Genomic DNA, 15,718 nt, shown 5'->3' with positions numbered 1-15,718 from the left:
CGCTCAGGGAGACATTTCGGGATCGTTACTGCTTATTTTGCCACTTGTGCCACAATTCCATTTACATCGAAATAGGCTGTATACATAGCAATTTTACCAGCTTCGTTCATCCAAAACAATCCGAACCACTTCACACCGATTTCTTTTTTAGTGGCGGTATGTGTGGCTGTCCAAGTACCATAAACACGAATAGCATCGGGGCTAATGGAAGCAGTAGCTTCCGGATATACCGAGCCGGACCACATCCCACCACCAAGGGTGTCGGCAAGCGTAATGCCCTCAGTGAATTTGATGTTGTCAAAATCTTTATGGTAATTTTTTAGTCCTTCCAATAGTTCTGCCTTTCCAACCCACTGATTGCCGTTGTATTCCGCCGGACTATATTTAAGGGTGTCGGCCATAAGTGCAGATAGCTGTTCCATATCCTCTGCACCATGGGCTGCAGTGAAGGCACGAATAGTAGCAACTTTCGAATCGAAGGCGGCATAATCCGGGGCATCGACAGTTTCGGTTTCGACTTCTTCTACAACTGGTTCTTTCTCGGCAGCCTCTTTACAGGCGCCAAGTGTAATAAATATCATTACCAATACTAAAATGCTTACTTTTTTCATTCGTTGGGTGATTAATAGACTTAGTTGTCTGGTTAGTAGTTTCCTAAAGGTACACTATTAACGACCGCTTATTGCAATTTCCTACAGTATTATTTTGAGAGTCAACTTGTTTGCAAGGAATCAATTTGAAGGAATTCGGTTAAAAATTTAATAGTATTGATGATTTTTCCGATGAATGGCAGGTGATGTTGTGCTTTCGTTTAAAAGAGTGCAGTCTCTTGGGATCCGCTCAGTGACCACAGATGTAATAAACAAGAATCAAGATAAAACCCCCAACTGAGAGGTTGGGGTTTTTAGTTTTAAACCAATAAGTAAGATTTTACTTCGAATACAAACATCTGATATTTAAAGTATTATGTTTAATTTTAGTATAAGACTAATTCTTAAACTAACTAACCATGAAAAAACTACTCTTACTCTCTGTAAGTGTCTTGTTTATTGCTGCATGCACACAAGACGCCGGTGTATCTACCGAAGAAAATTCTAAAGATTATCTACAAGAAAATCAAGAACGTGCCAATAATAAAGTTGATGTATGTCACAACGGACATATTATTAATGTGAATGTAAAGGCAATCCCTGCGCATCAAGCCCATGGAGATGCTATGGATCTTGATGGTGACGGATATTTTAACGCTCCTAATTCATGTAGCGATCTAGTTGAAGATTGTGATGATGATGCTTCCATAAACCCCGGGATGGAAGAAATTTGCGATGATGGTATCGACAATAACTGTGATGGACAAGTTGATGAAGGCTGTTGTCCTGATCCGGAAACCTATTGCGGATTTATAACCTATTTTGATGTGGAAGTATTTTTTAATGGAGACTGTACTGTCGACGTGGTTTTCAATAACACACCATGTGATCCCGGTGCTACTTGGACGCTATTAACAGCTCAGGGCAATGTTTATACCTACATAGAAACTGACCCATGTGGTATTTCCGGTTGTATCGTAACCGTTACCGATAATGGGGGCTCATTAGATGTTAGCTATGAGTGCGATCCACAAGGAAATGTTGCTTCGGGAACTGTTGTTGTTTGTAATTAACGATTACAAAAACTATAATAAAAAACCCAACCGAAAGGTTGGGTTTTTGTTCTTATGCAAAAATTTTTAAAGTCAATTATTCAAGTATCACGTCTCGCTTTTTCATCCAAATAGTGCTTTTATTGATTTCCAGTTTTTTCCGATTTTGCTTTTTGTACACGACAGTTAGGGTGATAATTAAAAAGATACAAATTCCCCTAAATACATTTGCGTAAACGCCTCCAAGGGCCGTATCGCTAACCGAAAACAGCTCCCATGCCAGATTCATGAGCATATGCAGGAAAACCGGAACCCAGATGTTATAGTTCCATTCGGCATATACCCAGGAGAATAGAATTCCGCCCAAAAAAGTGATAGCGAAAATACCAATGAGTTCGGCTACATCGGTGCTTTGGTATAAATGAATCAGGCCAAAAAAAAGTGCCCCAAAAAACACCGAAGGAATAAATCCGAATCGCGAATTTTTAAAAAGTTGTCCGAATAAGAACCCTCTAAAAAATAGCTCTTCAAAGAACCCTGCTGCAATCACCGAAACAAGAATGGTGTTTAGATTAATTTCAGCATTGAAATCGAACACAAAGCTAAAACCAATAAACAAGGGCAACGTGCACAGCAACGCAAATAGTAAGGCCTTTGTAACCGATTTACTGAGCCCCAAACTTTTAAAAACGGAAGTGTTTTTGTTGAGCAAAAAAGTCCCCAGATAGAGCGGAATTCCGGAAATTATATAGGTTATTATATGACTCAAGCCAAATTGTCCGGTTGCGTCAAACAACACTTTACGAACAGATTTAAAGTATAATTCGTCGAGTAGGTAGTAAACAGCAAATGCCATAAAAACAATAAGGGCGACTTTGATTGTATTTTTCATTTCAGACCAAATTAAAAAGTTTCTTATGTAGAGATGCTATTTTTTTGAAAATAGTTGCCTGAGTATAAATTAGTCCTTGGGTGATGTCAAATAAATTGGTGACACCGGGATCGCTAAGGTTTAACAAACTATAATCTGATCAGTAATTTTTCCCCTTTGAAGGAGAAGGTTAATTAATTTGCTTTTCTATCGTCCAATCCTTCAATTCCGGTTTAGCGTCTTAAACAAAATTATTCTTTCAACCCGGTAATAAAGAAATTAATCATCTGTGGTAACCATTCCCGATTCCTCATTATTATATGGTCTGCGCCATCATATACAACCAATTCATAATTACTGTAGTTAGAAGATTTTAATGCGCTTACCAAGCCGTATGCATCGTCAATGGGTACATCGTCATCGTTAGAACCATGAACAATCATTAGCGGGGCTTTTAGACGGTCTAACTTATCGGTTAACATCGACATTTTATAATTTTCCGGGCATTCCTTAGGCAAACATCCCATAAACGGCTCAATTGCAATTCTAAAATTATGGGGATCGATTGCTGCGGCGTTAATATGACCTGCTTTGTAGAACTCCGGTGCTTCCAATAAGGCCCGAAGGGCAAAATGACCTCCCCAACTATGCCCGAAGATTCCAACCCTGTTAAGGTCCATATAGGGTCGTTTTTTGCCCACTTGTTGGATGGCGCTTATATGATCTTCCAATTCTACCTGCCCAAATTTTCCATAACTAAAATCTCGGAATTCTTTGCCTCTGTCTGCAGTACCTCTTCCATCTACAAAGACCACAATAAAGCCTGCCTGTGCCAGCCGGTTCATATCCCAAAGCCAGTTATCGAGAAGATCTCTAACCACTACATTGTCGAAAGGAGCTCCATAGATATACTCCACCACCGGATAACGCAAATTAGGATCGAAATCGGTTGGCTTTAAGATAAAGGTTTGTAAAGGTGTAATTCCGTCGTTCGCGGTCACCCACTCGTATTCATGACGGATAGGATTTTTGGCTGTTAGGGAAGGATTGGCTTGCCATGGAGTATCTATATAGTTGCCGTTGACACTGTAGCGGTCAAGCCGGAGTGTTTCAGGAAGTTGAGATCGAAATACCCATAGGGTATCCTTGCTCTCCTGAAAAAAAGCATCCAGGATTCCCGGTGTATCGGTTACTTTTTCAATAAGTGGCTTGTCTATATGCGTTCGGAACAATTGTACTTCATAGGGTTTTGCAGGGTCTGCATTGGCCTTAAAATAAATCCATCCGTTTTGATAGTCGATCTCGTGTATGGAAAGTACGATCCCGTTTTCAGAAAAATTTGTAAGCGGTCTAACCAGACTACCTGCTTCATTGTACAAATAAATTTGGTTGAACCCGCTGCGGTCACTCATCCATGAAAATTGGCTGCGACCTTCAAAAAAGACAACTTGCTTGCTTTCGATAAGCCTGTTGCTATAGCCTTGCAATAAATTAAGGCCGATAAGATAGGTGTCTGATGTTTCCGTTAACAAGACGGTTTCCTTGTCGTTTCCAATATCCATGGTTTTTAAGTACACTTCCTTAAGCAAGCGATCTGCCATCAAGAAATACAGTTTATTACTATCACTGCTCCAATGCAACAGATGGACGTAGGGAAGATGCTTATCTACGCTAATGGGAGTATTCTCTCCCGATTCTATATTTAAAATATAAAAGCGGTGTATTGGTATTGCTTCCCCGGCGCGGCTGTATTTTCTCTTTGATGTTGCTTTTGCCTTAGGCCCCTGTAGTTCAATTTCGGCTACGTCGCTGTCGTTTACCTGTTTAGCTACAAGATACTTCCCATTGGGAGACCACAGCGCATTATCCATAGACCAATAATTGTTTGGAGCCGGCTCACCTATAAAAAGCAGAGAATCTGTGCCTTGCTTACGGAGATACAATCTTCCGTCTAGTGTACCCGCAAACTGCTTGTTTGTTGCACTGTATTTCTCAGTGAGGGGAGCGACATGGGTAAAGAGTCCGTTGCCAACAATTCTGGCATCGGGATGCGGACCTTTAAATTTATCATTGATCCATTGCGGAAAATCCTGCATTAATTGACCGGTAACATTCTGACCGTTGCTTTTAAATAAAAAGACCGCGATAAAGAAAAGAAATAAACAAAATTGGGCTTGAGATTTCATTGTGAGTTGGCTTTACGCGAAAGGCACATCTCCGGGAACAGCTGTGCGTTTAGGCCTTCCCGAACACAGGCAGGAAAGGTTTGAGTCGCTTTGGTGGTTGTTTAGTTTGTTAAATGTAATGAAAAGGTACAATTTTTAGACTTCTTAACCTATAGGGTATATCGCAATTAACTAATTATGAATGTAAAGTGATTAATCTGAGATGATAAAGCATAAGCGGGCCAATCTTGTATATCATGTAATTTTGACATTACTGTATTGAGAGACGATCCATATTAAAGTTCAGCGGGTTTATTAGTTTTTAAATTCCAAAAGACAAATTTAATTAGGATAAGTTGGTATAAAGGCACTTATTTTTAATAAGCTTTTTCACAATCAACTAAAGACATTCTAAAGCCTATTAATGTCTTACATCTCCCAAAATTCCGTTTTTTCTGCCTTCTTCAATTTCCTTAATACGGTTGTTCATGTTATGGAACATCACAATTTTCCATTCGCCCTCAATTTTTTGGACTACCGCGACAGGTAAAGTATGGGCTTCTTCCGGTAACTCTTTACCCGGTTCAATGATACTTGCATCCAGATGCACAACGGCAATTTCCGGACTGAGATACTTTTCATTTGTTATGGTGAATTCATAACGGGTGTTTGGATAGACTGTATCGAATACCCATTGGTGTCCATCGGCTATTTCCCTTCGGCCTTTAAGGTGTAATCCAAACCAAACTGTAAAATCGGCATCGTCTGAAAAATAATTTCCCCACGCGTTCCCGTCTGCCTGTTCCCAGGCATCGGAGAGGCCTTCAAAAATTTTTTTAACGTCATTGTTCGTTTCCTGAGCTATTAAAACCGACCCTAATAGCATCGCTATACTTAGTAGTGCATTTTTCATAACCTGTTACTTTATAGTAGAAATAAACTTAAAATTGCAAGTCGCGGCATTGTTTAATACGTTTAGCAATTGAAAAATTCGATTTGGCAAATCACATTATGTTCCCACAAACCCATGCCTGCAGTTTTGAAGTATATTGTACCACATTGTACCCAATAAATATAATTAATTTTTAAGACTTTTAATGTTAGGGCCGCTTCAAGTGCCACTATATCAGGCGGTAATAAAATTGACTTTTGATATTTATGTTCAACGAAAGTATGCTACTTGAATGTTTTCCATCAGAGAAGTACAGCTGTCATATGCGATGAATAGTTACATCCTCAGCTTAATGCCTTTAGCGATAGACTTTTCCCTTTCTCCAACAAGTTAGCGGCTCAATTAATCGGCCGCCAAACCGGGTTTTGGTTGCGCTTGGGAGTGTCTGTGAGTCGAATCTTGTTTTTGGTATCCAAATTGATGATCCAAACATCGTACTGTTCGCTCGTTCCCGAAGTATACGCCAACCATTTGCCGTCCGGAGACCAGGTAGGGGAGTAGTCCTCGATCGCATCGTTGGTGATGTTTTCGAGATTGCCTCCATCGGCATCCATGATAAAAATGTCCCAGTTATCGGTTTCCGATACCCCGTAAAAAGCAATTTGCTTGCCATCGGGGGAGAAAAAAGCACCGGAGTCGAAGCCTTTTTTATGAGTCAAACGCCGTACGTTTTTGCCTTCCAAATCCATGACAAAAATTTCTCCATTGGCAGCATGTGTTGTATCCTGCAACTCTCGCAGTTGCCGTGTGAATAGTATATGCTGCATATTGGGCGACCATGACGGCCCTTCATTGTAATCCTCATCGAAGGTGAGGCGTTGTACGTTACTGCCGTCGCTATCCATCACGTAGATTTCCTTGCCGGGGTGATCCTTGTCTGATGTAAAGATTATTTTCGTACCATCCGGAGACCACTGCGGCAATTGTTCATGGGCCGGACTGTTCGAAATGTTAACGGGATTGCTACCATCGGCATTCATACGGTAAATTTCGTTATTGCCGTCGCGTTCCGTTTGAAAAATCAATTGCATTCCGTCCGGAGACCAGGAACTCCAATAATCGATCGAATCGTTATTGGTTAGGTTGGTGAGATTTTTACCCTCTGCCGTCACGGTATAAATTTCGAAATTACCATCACGGGTAGATATAAAAGAAATGATTCCTTCCGGGGTTTCATCTTGAGCTTCTTGTTCCTGTTTTTCCGATTTCTGTTTACAGGCGAGTACACTTAATATTAGCAAGGAAGAACAAATTAAAAGAAGGGTCGGCATTTTCATAATTCGTGATTTTGGAGGTTATTCAGTTTGTTTAAAGATACATATTTCGACTTAAAGCCATCCGTAATTCATACTACCGGTAATAAGTATTCTATCAACCAATACCATTATTTGTTCTCTCTCGAGAAAAATACTTCGGCATTTCTATAAAAAATCTTCTCCTTTTGTAATGATGAAATAAAATCGATTTGTTCCACATTTTCAATCGCCAAATTAATTGGTCCGTTATCGGATCCGAACATGATTCTATCTTCAAATCCGCCATCAATAAACCGTTTTATGATGGCTTGAAAATCTGCCTTCGGAAATATATATGGATTGTTAACTGCCGAAATGTCCAAATAGACATTGGGGTAATATTTCAGAATGGCAAGGGTGTCTTCCAAGAAAGGTGCCCCGGCATGCATGATCCAGACTTTCAATTTCGGAAAGCGTTGTAACATATCTTCTAACAACAAAGGAGTGCCCAAACTTACTTTAAAATTAGGTGCACCGTGATCCGGCCCTGCCAACCCCGAATGAATTCCCACGGGAATACCGTATTTTTCGGCCAGCGCATAATAGGGAATTAACCTTTCGTCTGAAGATGAGATGCCGTAATACTGGCTTAACACTTCACCTATAAAATGGATTTTGTGCTCTTTTATAAGCTGTTCTACCCATGTGACATCCGGAAAATCACCTTGGTCGGCAAAGCAATATTGGTTACTATAAGGAACTTTGCCGTTAGGACAGGCCAACATTAATCCCTGAAGCACTTTGATCCCATTGGTATCCTTATATAAGGTCTGTGCGTCCCACGATGTACTTAGTGCTACTTCATAAACCCCTGCCAATGCCAATGTCTGTAATTGTTGAATGGGATCTGCTGTGCCATGAATATGAGTGTCGAAAATTTTCTGTGCCGTAGCATTCAATGCCAGCAACACTACTAACGTCCTTAGTAAAGAATATTTAAATTTCATATTGGATTGATATTGCTGGTCAACTAAAACTATTTAGGATCCGCTGCACTCGCTTCCAGCACATTTTTCCAATTTCCAAGACTGTCTTTTTTCCAAATAGTAACCACTCTGTTTGTGGTAGTAACAGGATTCCCAAGGGTATCGTTTACTGTGACTGAATTATTTTCAATCAAATATGCCATATCTCCGCTTTCGGAAACGGAAACGCTTTCTGGTTCCCAGCTAATTTTAAATCCCGGAATTTTCGACATGTCCTCCACCATGGCTCTTAAATTTTCCTTCCCTCGAAGTGTAGGTTGTCCGGAGGCTATAAAAACCGCATCATCAGACCAGTAACTAACGGTTTTGTCGACATCACCTGTAGCCGCAACATCGGACCATTCTCTACTTAATTGCATGAGTTCCTGACCTTCCTTTTCGACATCCGGTTTTTCCTGAGCACAAGCGAATACTAAAATTAAAACAAAGAATTGAGCTATTTTTTTCATGGTTTTAGATATTAAAGTTGGTTAAAATCAAAAGTGTTTGGTGACTTCAGTGCATTTTTTATAAGAAATTCAGATTAAAAAATACCCCTAAGCCGGATCCAGACCGAAAATTAGGGGGTAATCATTGTACTATTAAAAATACAACTTTTATTGATTCTTAGCTACTTGTCCGGTCCCAAAATTCCAGCACTCATAATTCGTACTTTGTAAATAGTAACTCCGGAGCGGTGAACAGTGAACAGGATAGTTTAGTTTTACTTTTAACTTCCAAATCCCAAATCCCAAATCCCAAATCCCAAATCCCAATACCCATGACCATATTCTCAGCCTACCTCTTAAATAATGTTTTCAACCAATCGTTGACAATACAATCCATAATTAAATGCACTCTTGGTTCTTTGCTATTATTGCGGATCTCATGGGTGATATGAAAATTACAATTCCAACATTCGCCCGCTTTCATTTTTACAGGATTATTGTTGAGTAATAATTGCACACCGTCGTCTGTCTTTACTGGAATATGAAGTCGCACTTTGCGGTCTTCCAAACGACAACCTAGATCTCTATACGGTCTAATATGTGCACCCGGATCCAGAATGTGAATTCGGAAGGTTTCCTTGTTGCATTCAAAAGTGTTCAGAATAGACAAGAGGTATGGGCATTTTTGTAGTGCTTCATAGGGCAAAAAATCTGGCACTTCGTCCGGTGTGCCAATGGGTTCTATCAGGTGTTTGGACCAAAGGGTTTCCGGCTTCACATAGGTGTTGTAGATATCGTAATAATCTTCTTTAGAAAATTGTGCAATTTCTTCCTATATCAACGAAGTATCAAATGTGAAAGGCAATTTTATTGCGTCCGTGCAAGGCAAACTAGTGGGTTAGATCCAACAATTCCGCCTTTTCAAAAAACACAGCATCCACAGGCATCTCGTTTACAATGGCGGTATCGAAATCCTGTGCGATTTTCCAAATGCCATCCGCCTTTTTTAACACCACATGAAACTGTCCGAAATAGGTTTCAGGCGCTCCGTCTTTTTTCTTAAAAGTGACTCTGTAATAGCCTATCTGATACGCCAACTCTTCTCGTACATTCGAATTCTCCATGGCAAAATCGATGGTAATCTCATTACCATCAGGCAGTGCTTTCCAAGAATCTATATTTTCCTTGTACTCGGGCCCGGTTAGAATACCCTGGTCTGTAATTCGTAGCATATCGTCTGTATGAATACTTTTAAATGCTTCTGCATTTCGTGCCTCATAGGAGTTTTTAAAGGGTTTCCAGATTTGCTCGATGATTTCCTGTTCGATTGCCTTGGCTTCTTGCTGCGCAAACCCTGTCGTAGAAATAATGCAAGACGCAATGAAAAAATAAAATGGGATCACTTTCATAAATGTAGTTTCTTAATGTGTGCTTTATTCTATAAGTAGCTTAAAGGTATAAATTCCTTCGGTATCCTGAATGCGTAAAAAATAGACACCTCTGTCTAATCCATTTTCGATTGAAATGCTTTCCGTAGGATTGGTTGCAGAATGCGTAAACATTTTTTGCCCTGCTACTGAATACACTTCAATAGTGATATCGCTATAAGCAAACGCAGCGTTTAACTGAAATTGGATACTTCCTGAAGCCGGGTTTTCAACCAATACATATTTGGGCTGTTTATTTATATCCTGAATCCCTAAAACCCCTTTTGAAATATGTATTTGATACGGGTACAATTGCTCAACATCGGTAAAGACCTCGGGCATGGATGCCACAATAAAATACAGGGTGGTGTCTTCTGGTGTAACTGCAATACTGAAGGATCCATCCTGGGCATTGCTCATGTTCAGGTCGTAAAAACTAGTTCCGGTTGTGGTATTTTGCACCAAGACCTTGCCTTGAAAATAAGATGGTGAGCCATTGGTTCCAAACTCGTTTCCTTCCATATGAAAAGTATAGGTATCTGCACTTGCGTTGTTAATTTTATAGGTATTATACGCCCAGCCTGCAGTCGTTACCCATGGATCAGGGCTAAACCAACCGTTGGTGCCTTCATCCGTAAATTCGGCTACATATTCATAGCTGTCGGCAGGATCGGCATAGGTGTCCCATTCCTGTTCAAAACGGGCAATCTGATTGGCAGGTAAAAAATCGAAATGATTGGTCATATGTGCCGCCCAATCTATAAAGTGCCCTCTAAAGACTGCTCCTCCCATCTGATTGAAAAAATACTCCTGGGGTAAATCGCTTGTCCCGGCATAGAGTCCTTCGGTGATAATCTCATCGGGTACTGTGGTTTCTTCACTTAAATAATACAGCAACAATGCCAATGCATACTGATGCACATATCGCTGCCAGTTTTGTGGGTAGGTAGCAGGGAAATTATCGTAACTCAGCCAAAGCGCCACATGCGGCAATCGCACCAGAGATTCGGCTTCTACAAAGGCTTCGTCCACGTCGGCATTTTGCCGGGCAGCGAACCAATTTGCGGAGGCTTCAATGTACCACTGACTGTCACCGGCATATGCAAAACCAGGCGAATTAGCACTGTACTGAAAAACATGAAAGGTTTCATGTGCCACGTTTACCCAATCGTTATGAGCTCCAATGGGAAGCGTTAGGTAGGGATATCCATTGCTGTCGGTTCCCTGTCCGTTGCTCCACCAGGCAGGAAATAAATCGTCCGGACGATGCAGGTACACATTGTAGTAATAACCATCCACGGGATTGGGCGGATCTTGAAGTTCCAGATCGTTTAAACACACATCGCGATAGGCTTCCATATGATCTAAAAGCGCTTGCGCATCTGCCGAATAGTCCCAATTATTATCCCACCAGACTATGTAAATTCCCGAAGTGAGTGTATCGCAATCGACAAGATTGCCATATTCACTGTTAATGGTGTATTGAGAATGCCCAATGGTACTTAGCGCTAAGAATAAGAAAACCGGAATATGAAAAATGACACGTTTCATCGCATTCAGATTTGTGGTTAAAAATTTACTGTACCGCCAATTTTAAAGTATACACTCCCTTCGCATCCCGGATGTTTAAAAAGTAGATGCCTGTTTCCAATGTATTTTCTATTGAAATGGTTTCCTTCGGATTTATTTCTGAAAGTGAAAACACATTTTGTCCGGTCACGGAATACGCTTCAACAGTCACTTCGCCGTAAGAAAAAGAAGGATTCAATTGTATTTTAATTGTTTCTGAAGCAGGATTTTTCGCCAGAAAGTATCTTGTCTCTATGCTGAAATCACCAAAACCCAAAACCGGATTTCTAATTTCATTCAGTGCAAATTCGGCACTTGCAGCGGTTACAGTAACATGCGGTTCGTTTTCGGAAGGAATATAGGTATTTACAAATGGAGAAGAATGTATTCCACCAATATCGGGTGTTGCAAACCAATCGTCTTCGTTTTCGATAGCAAGACTGCTAATCACCGGGATAAACGAATAATCATCCTGATCCAAGGCCGCAATAAACGCTACGATCACGGGGTTGGTTGAGCCGCCACCGCCCAAGGCCGCCGAAATATTGGCTGTCCCCCCGGGAGCGCTGTCCACACCGTCACTAAAGCCAAAGGCTTCGGCATCGGCATCGAAACTGTCGAGTGGTATTCCGAAAAAAAAGGAATCGAAACTTGTCGCATTATTGGTTGTCCCGGCTTCAGGCGTAAAATGTAAAATCACATCGGCTGTCAAGCCGCTGCCCAAATCCAGCGTAGTATCTACCACCTGCATTCCGGCAGTGCCTGTTGTGGTTCCTTGAGCACTTCCGTTTACCATGGCTACATTTCTTACGTTTTGCGGAAAACCAAGCGTATTTAATTCAGCTTGAAAGGCATCCCTGAAATTTGGTGCGCCAATAGGTAACAACAATGTTGGATCCTGTTCGTAAGCAGAACCTGAAAGTAAATGCCCTAATAAATGATCGTAGAGCATTTCTTTGGCAGCAGGGGAGTTGAGTACATTGTCAACGATGGCAACAGCATCGGCGTCACCCAGTTCCTGCGCCAGATAATTGATAAGATATTGCAGACTAATTGGGATATTCGCGCCCAAATGAGGCGAGTCGAACGAAATGTACAGTCGGGTCTCGGCGTCCATACTATTTTGTTCCATATAAGCCAGGCCATATCGAGCTATTAAACCTCCCATACTTGGTCCCAGCACTACCAATTCTTCATCACCAACCTTTTGTGTGTTCAGTAAATTGATTAGTTCGATTAACACCATGGCGTTTCGTTGAATATAATCGGCACCGCCGTCTATGTCTTTTCCGCCGGTTGTGTATTGAGGTGCATTTAGGATCACAATATCGAAGCCTTCATCCCGTAAGATATCAGCCATATTTTGTCCGCCGAAGCTCAAACTATTGTAAAGACCGGTAATATCTCGCCCGTCACCGGGATCGAAACCATCTAAAACGATAATGGGGTTATCAAGAATGCCATCCACATTGTCTATAAATATTTCGTATTCTCCTTCCCCAAAATATTCCTGTGTTTCCTCATACCCTTGGTACCCAATAGAGGCTATAATGGGCGCAACAACGCTTCGATTTTCGATGGGTTTGTTGGCCCCTTGCTTCATAAAAGCGCTTTGAGAGTAGGAGATAATTGTTAAAAAGGAAAGGAAAAGGGTACAAATAAATTTCATTGTCTAGGGTTTAGTAATTTAGGTTGTGGTAAGGTACTAAAACTGAACCATAAAATTTACAATACTCATTATAGGTGTTTAAAATTACTTCGTTTGGCTTGTAAGTAGTGAGCAGTGAGCAGTGAGCAGTGAGCAGTGAGTGGTAAGCTAAACTAAAATCTAATCCCTTTCTAAAATAACTCCCTTTTTGACAGAATAGGTGCGGCAAAGCTTCGAGATTCAGTCCGCCTGTGGCGGACGCGGAGATTGCAAACCGGTTTTGCGAAGCAAAAATTCCTTCAAAAGGAGTCTTTTTCTTCCCGCCCGAACGTACCGTGCGGTACGGGCAGGTGGTTCGTTTCTTTTGGACTAGCAAAAGAAATGAACTGATAGTATATAAATAATTTACAGCCACACTTTTAACCAAAAATTTCCTTGAGACATGTTAAATGATTTATTTGTGTGAAGATACTTTTCTAGTGAGCAGTGAGTATTGAGTTTACCTACCGTAGGTAGGCGGTGAGCGGCAAAGGGCCCTGATGTCTAGACAATTGACATAAAATAAAGCGGCTCCCGAGGGAGCCGCTACTAACCAAAATATAAGACTATTAATTAACCAATATTAATCCTTACATCTGATTATTTGTTGATTTCGTCGACAATATAATATTTTTTTGTAAAAATTTACTTATTGCGTCTGCCAATATTTTGTGAATATACATAAAAAATGAAACGAAAATGTTATTTCCACAAAATGACATTAAAAAAAGCGGCCTTTGTAAGCCGCAGTGTATATATTGAGGATTAGAAAGTTGCTGTTTAGTTTTCGTCGTCGCTGGTTTCGGTTGCAATTACCGTTTTGGCACCTGGAGTTAAGACCGGTTTATTGACATCTATTTTAGCACCTGAATTAGATAACAGTACAGCCGAAAAGTTGGCGGTTGATACTAAATTATTTTCGGCAACCATTAATTCTCTTAAGCTTCTATGGTTTGCAAGTCCGGAAGGGATATCACCAACCAGGTTGTTGTCAAAAACATTAAATACTTCCAGATTGTCTAAATCACCAAGTGTATTTGGGATTGTTCCGCTTAATTTATTACTACTAAGGTGTAGTTGTTTTAAATTTTTCAGATTTTCAAAACTTTCGGGAATGGAACCTTTCAGGTTGTTACCATTAAAGGCAAGAATTTCTAAATTACTTAGATTTCCCAATGAAGCCGGTAGCTTACCGGATAGTTTATTGAATGACATTTCCAATACAGTTAAGGCCTCTAAATCTCCAAGTGAAGCCGGGATCGTTCCTTCCATGTTGTTAAACAGCAAACTGATGCTTACCACTTTATTATTTTCAACAATAATTCCTTGCCAATCTGAAACGGGTGTGTTGGTATCCCATGAATGAGTCCAATTTTCACCGTTGGTGGCAACAAATAAATCTAAAAGCGCTTGCTTCTCTTTTGCACTTACTTGTGCAAGCAATGCTACTGTACATAGCATCAATCCAAAAGTTAGTAGTGTGTTTTTCATAAGTCGGGGGTGTGAAAATTCTTACATTACAATGTAAATAAATATCATTTACAGATATAATGCAAATAAATTCGACGAACTACACAAAAATAATTATTTGCTTGTTGCTAACTTTGTAAGAAAAGCAGTGTTAACCTCGTGTATGCCTGAGAAAACCTCGATTTTTAGTTTGGTGCCAAAAAGAGCGCTTCCTCTCAATGCTTCCTCGGTTTTTCTGGCTTCTGTAATGTAATGATCCTTATCTCCATAGAGGTAGGTTACCTGAGTTCCCTCGTTGAAATAGGAAAAATCGTCTGGAGTTAACTCTTTTGGGATTCCTCCCGAATGCAGTAAAAGATGGTCACATTGTATTTTTCTGCTCGCCAGCCATCGTGTAGCAATGGATACACCCTGCGAGTATCCCAATATGATAAAATTACAGTTTTCGGGTATTTTTTCGGCGTCAAAAACACTGTCCACATAAGTCAGGACATTTTGTGTCTCTTCAGCTGTATTTTCCTTTGTTAACCAGGATGCTCCCACATGTTTAAAATCTGTGCCCTGGTAGTATTTCGACGGCGCCTGTGGTGCAATAATGTAATTTTCTTCCTCATTAAGATTTTTAAAATACTGAATAAAGTACCTGCTCAAGTAACCCATGCCATGAAAAACAAACCAGACGTTTTTAGTTTTTGATGTTAGGGCATTATATGTTGAATATGTGTTAGTGACGGTAAAAGAAACCTGCTTTTCTAGCTGCATAATTAGTGGTATTTCGTATTTTTACAAAGGTAAATTAATCTTATGGAGTATTCTAAAAAAGAAACCTTGGCAAAACTGAATGCGATGTGTAAAAATAACTTGCTGGAAACGCTCGAGATTGAATTTACGGATGTGACTGAAGATACTGTAATTGCAAGAATGCCGGTAACAACAAAAGTACATCAGCCGGATGGAATATTGCATGGAGGCGCTTCGGTTGCATTGGCTGAAAGTGTTGGAAGTGCCGGAGCCTATATCTTCTTGGGAAAGGATGCGCAAATTAGAGGCATAGAAATAGCGGCAAATCATGTGAAAAGCATCCGTGACGGATATGTTTACGCCAAGGCGAAAATACTTCATAAAGGAAGAACAACACAATTGTGGCACATCCCTATAGTAAATGAAGACGATCAATTAATATCACTTGTAAAACTTACTACCCTAACTTTACGTACTTAGTGAAA

15 protein-coding genes are annotated in these 15,718 nt (G+C 40.4%); 2 read left to right on the top strand and 13 right to left on the bottom strand.

Features of this window, described 5'->3' with window-relative positions:
• Positions 1-32: 32 nt before the first annotated feature.
• Entirely contained in the window at positions 33-611 is a 579-nt protein-coding gene (locus tag ATE92_RS12815) for a nuclear transport factor 2 family protein (RefSeq protein WP_100804087.1), read from the bottom strand.
• A 398-nt stretch (positions 612-1,009) separates the two neighbouring features.
• Here ATE92_RS12815 and ATE92_RS12810 point away from each other — a divergent pair, with 398 nt between their 5' ends.
• Complete coding sequence (locus ATE92_RS12810; protein WP_100804086.1) at positions 1,010-1,663, top strand: putative metal-binding motif-containing protein; 654 nt, start codon at positions 1,010-1,012, stop codon at positions 1,661-1,663.
• A 76-nt stretch (positions 1,664-1,739) separates the two neighbouring features.
• Here ATE92_RS12810 and ATE92_RS12805 read toward each other — a convergent pair whose 3' ends face one another.
• The 12 genes from ATE92_RS12805 to ATE92_RS12745 form a co-directional block, all read right to left on the bottom strand.
• Complete coding sequence (locus ATE92_RS12805) at positions 1,740-2,534, bottom strand: CPBP family intramembrane glutamic endopeptidase (protein ID WP_100804085.1); 795 nt, start codon at positions 2,532-2,534, stop codon at positions 1,740-1,742.
• Between the two features lie 230 nt (positions 2,535-2,764).
• Positions 2,765-4,699: an alpha/beta fold hydrolase gene (locus ATE92_RS12800; RefSeq protein WP_100804084.1), complete on the bottom strand. Its 1,935-nt coding sequence runs from the start codon at positions 4,697-4,699 to the stop codon at positions 2,765-2,767.
• A gap of 400 nt (positions 4,700-5,099) precedes the next feature.
• Positions 5,100-5,591, bottom strand: a complete 492-nt coding sequence (locus ATE92_RS12795; RefSeq protein WP_100804083.1) for an SgcJ/EcaC family oxidoreductase — start codon at positions 5,589-5,591, stop codon at positions 5,100-5,102.
• A 377-nt stretch (positions 5,592-5,968) separates the two neighbouring features.
• Positions 5,969-6,907: a DPP IV N-terminal domain-containing protein gene (locus tag ATE92_RS12790; RefSeq protein WP_232729160.1), complete on the bottom strand. Its 939-nt coding sequence runs from the start codon at positions 6,905-6,907 to the stop codon at positions 5,969-5,971.
• Positions 6,908-7,014: 107 nt separating this feature from the next.
• Positions 7,015-7,872 (bottom strand): amidohydrolase family protein, encoded by an 858-nt coding sequence (locus ATE92_RS12785; protein WP_100804082.1) that lies wholly within the window; start codon positions 7,870-7,872, stop codon positions 7,015-7,017.
• Positions 7,873-7,901: 29 nt separating this feature from the next.
• Positions 7,902-8,360 carry a DUF4440 domain-containing protein gene (locus ATE92_RS12780; RefSeq protein WP_100804081.1) on the bottom strand — a complete coding sequence of 153 codons (459 nt, stop codon included), beginning with the start codon at positions 8,358-8,360 and terminating at the stop codon, positions 7,902-7,904.
• Between the two features lie 328 nt (positions 8,361-8,688).
• Positions 8,689-9,117, bottom strand: coding sequence for an aspartyl/asparaginyl beta-hydroxylase domain-containing protein (locus tag ATE92_RS12775; RefSeq protein WP_232729159.1), 429 nt, complete (start codon positions 9,115-9,117; stop codon positions 8,689-8,691).
• A 112-nt stretch (positions 9,118-9,229) separates the two neighbouring features.
• A complete protein-coding gene (locus ATE92_RS12770; RefSeq protein ID WP_100804080.1) occupies positions 9,230-9,748 on the bottom strand; it encodes a DUF4440 domain-containing protein in 519 nt (172 codons plus the stop codon).
• A 24-nt stretch (positions 9,749-9,772) separates the two neighbouring features.
• Positions 9,773-11,317 (bottom strand): T9SS type A sorting domain-containing protein, encoded by a 1,545-nt coding sequence (locus ATE92_RS12765; RefSeq protein WP_100804079.1) that lies wholly within the window; start codon positions 11,315-11,317, stop codon positions 9,773-9,775.
• Between the two features lie 25 nt (positions 11,318-11,342).
• Positions 11,343-13,004, bottom strand: coding sequence for a T9SS type A sorting domain-containing protein (locus tag ATE92_RS12760; protein WP_100804078.1), 1,662 nt, complete (start codon positions 13,002-13,004; stop codon positions 11,343-11,345).
• Positions 13,005-13,802: 798 nt separating this feature from the next.
• Positions 13,803-14,513 (bottom strand): leucine-rich repeat domain-containing protein, encoded by a 711-nt coding sequence (locus ATE92_RS12750; protein WP_100804076.1) that lies wholly within the window; start codon positions 14,511-14,513, stop codon positions 13,803-13,805.
• A gap of 93 nt (positions 14,514-14,606) precedes the next feature.
• Positions 14,607-15,254: an alpha/beta hydrolase gene (locus ATE92_RS12745; RefSeq protein ID WP_100804075.1), complete on the bottom strand. Its 648-nt coding sequence runs from the start codon at positions 15,252-15,254 to the stop codon at positions 14,607-14,609.
• 42 nt (positions 15,255-15,296) lie between these two features.
• On the opposite strand from ATE92_RS12745, the gene ATE92_RS12740 reads away from it, so the two are divergent.
• Positions 15,297-15,713 (top strand): PaaI family thioesterase, encoded by a 417-nt coding sequence (locus ATE92_RS12740; RefSeq protein ID WP_100804074.1) that lies wholly within the window; start codon positions 15,297-15,299, stop codon positions 15,711-15,713.
• The last annotated feature ends 5 nt before the right edge of the window (positions 15,714-15,718 follow it).

The sequence above is a fragment of the Ulvibacter sp. MAR_2010_11 genome (assembly GCF_002813135.1).
In the GTDB taxonomy this organism is placed as follows: Bacteria; Bacteroidota; Bacteroidia; order Flavobacteriales; family Flavobacteriaceae; genus Altibacter.
The sequence above is the reverse complement of the archived record's forward strand: the minus strand, read 5'-3'. Positions and strand labels throughout refer to the sequence as shown.

Coding starts and splice junctions, on each gene's coding strand:
- ATE92_RS12815 (WP_100804087.1), bottom strand. CDS start 611: ATGAAAAAAGTAAGCATTTTAGTATTGGTAATGATATTTATTACACTT.
- ATE92_RS12810 (WP_100804086.1), top strand. CDS start 1,010: ATGAAAAAACTACTCTTACTCTCTGTAAGTGTCTTGTTTATTGCTGCA.
- ATE92_RS12805 (WP_100804085.1), bottom strand. CDS start 2,534: ATGAAAAATACAATCAAAGTCGCCCTTATTGTTTTTATGGCATTTGCT.
- ATE92_RS12800 (WP_100804084.1), bottom strand. CDS start 4,699: ATGAAATCTCAAGCCCAATTTTGTTTATTTCTTTTCTTTATCGCGGTC.
- ATE92_RS12795 (WP_100804083.1), bottom strand. CDS start 5,591: ATGAAAAATGCACTACTAAGTATAGCGATGCTATTAGGGTCGGTTTTA.
- ATE92_RS12790 (WP_232729160.1), bottom strand. CDS start 6,907: ATGAAAATGCCGACCCTTCTTTTAATTTGTTCTTCCTTGCTAATATTA.
- ATE92_RS12785 (WP_100804082.1), bottom strand. CDS start 7,872: ATGAAATTTAAATATTCTTTACTAAGGACGTTAGTAGTGTTGCTGGCA.
- ATE92_RS12780 (WP_100804081.1), bottom strand. CDS start 8,360: ATGAAAAAAATAGCTCAATTCTTTGTTTTAATTTTAGTATTCGCTTGT.
- ATE92_RS12770 (WP_100804080.1), bottom strand. CDS start 9,748: ATGAAAGTGATCCCATTTTATTTTTTCATTGCGTCTTGCATTATTTCT.
- ATE92_RS12765 (WP_100804079.1), bottom strand. CDS start 11,317: ATGAAACGTGTCATTTTTCATATTCCGGTTTTCTTATTCTTAGCGCTA.
- ATE92_RS12760 (WP_100804078.1), bottom strand. CDS start 13,004: ATGAAATTTATTTGTACCCTTTTCCTTTCCTTTTTAACAATTATCTCC.
- ATE92_RS12750 (WP_100804076.1), bottom strand. CDS start 14,513: ATGAAAAACACACTACTAACTTTTGGATTGATGCTATGTACAGTAGCA.
- ATE92_RS12745 (WP_100804075.1), bottom strand. CDS start 15,254: ATGCAGCTAGAAAAGCAGGTTTCTTTTACCGTCACTAACACATATTCA.
- ATE92_RS12740 (WP_100804074.1), top strand. CDS start 15,297: ATGGAGTATTCTAAAAAAGAAACCTTGGCAAAACTGAATGCGATGTGT.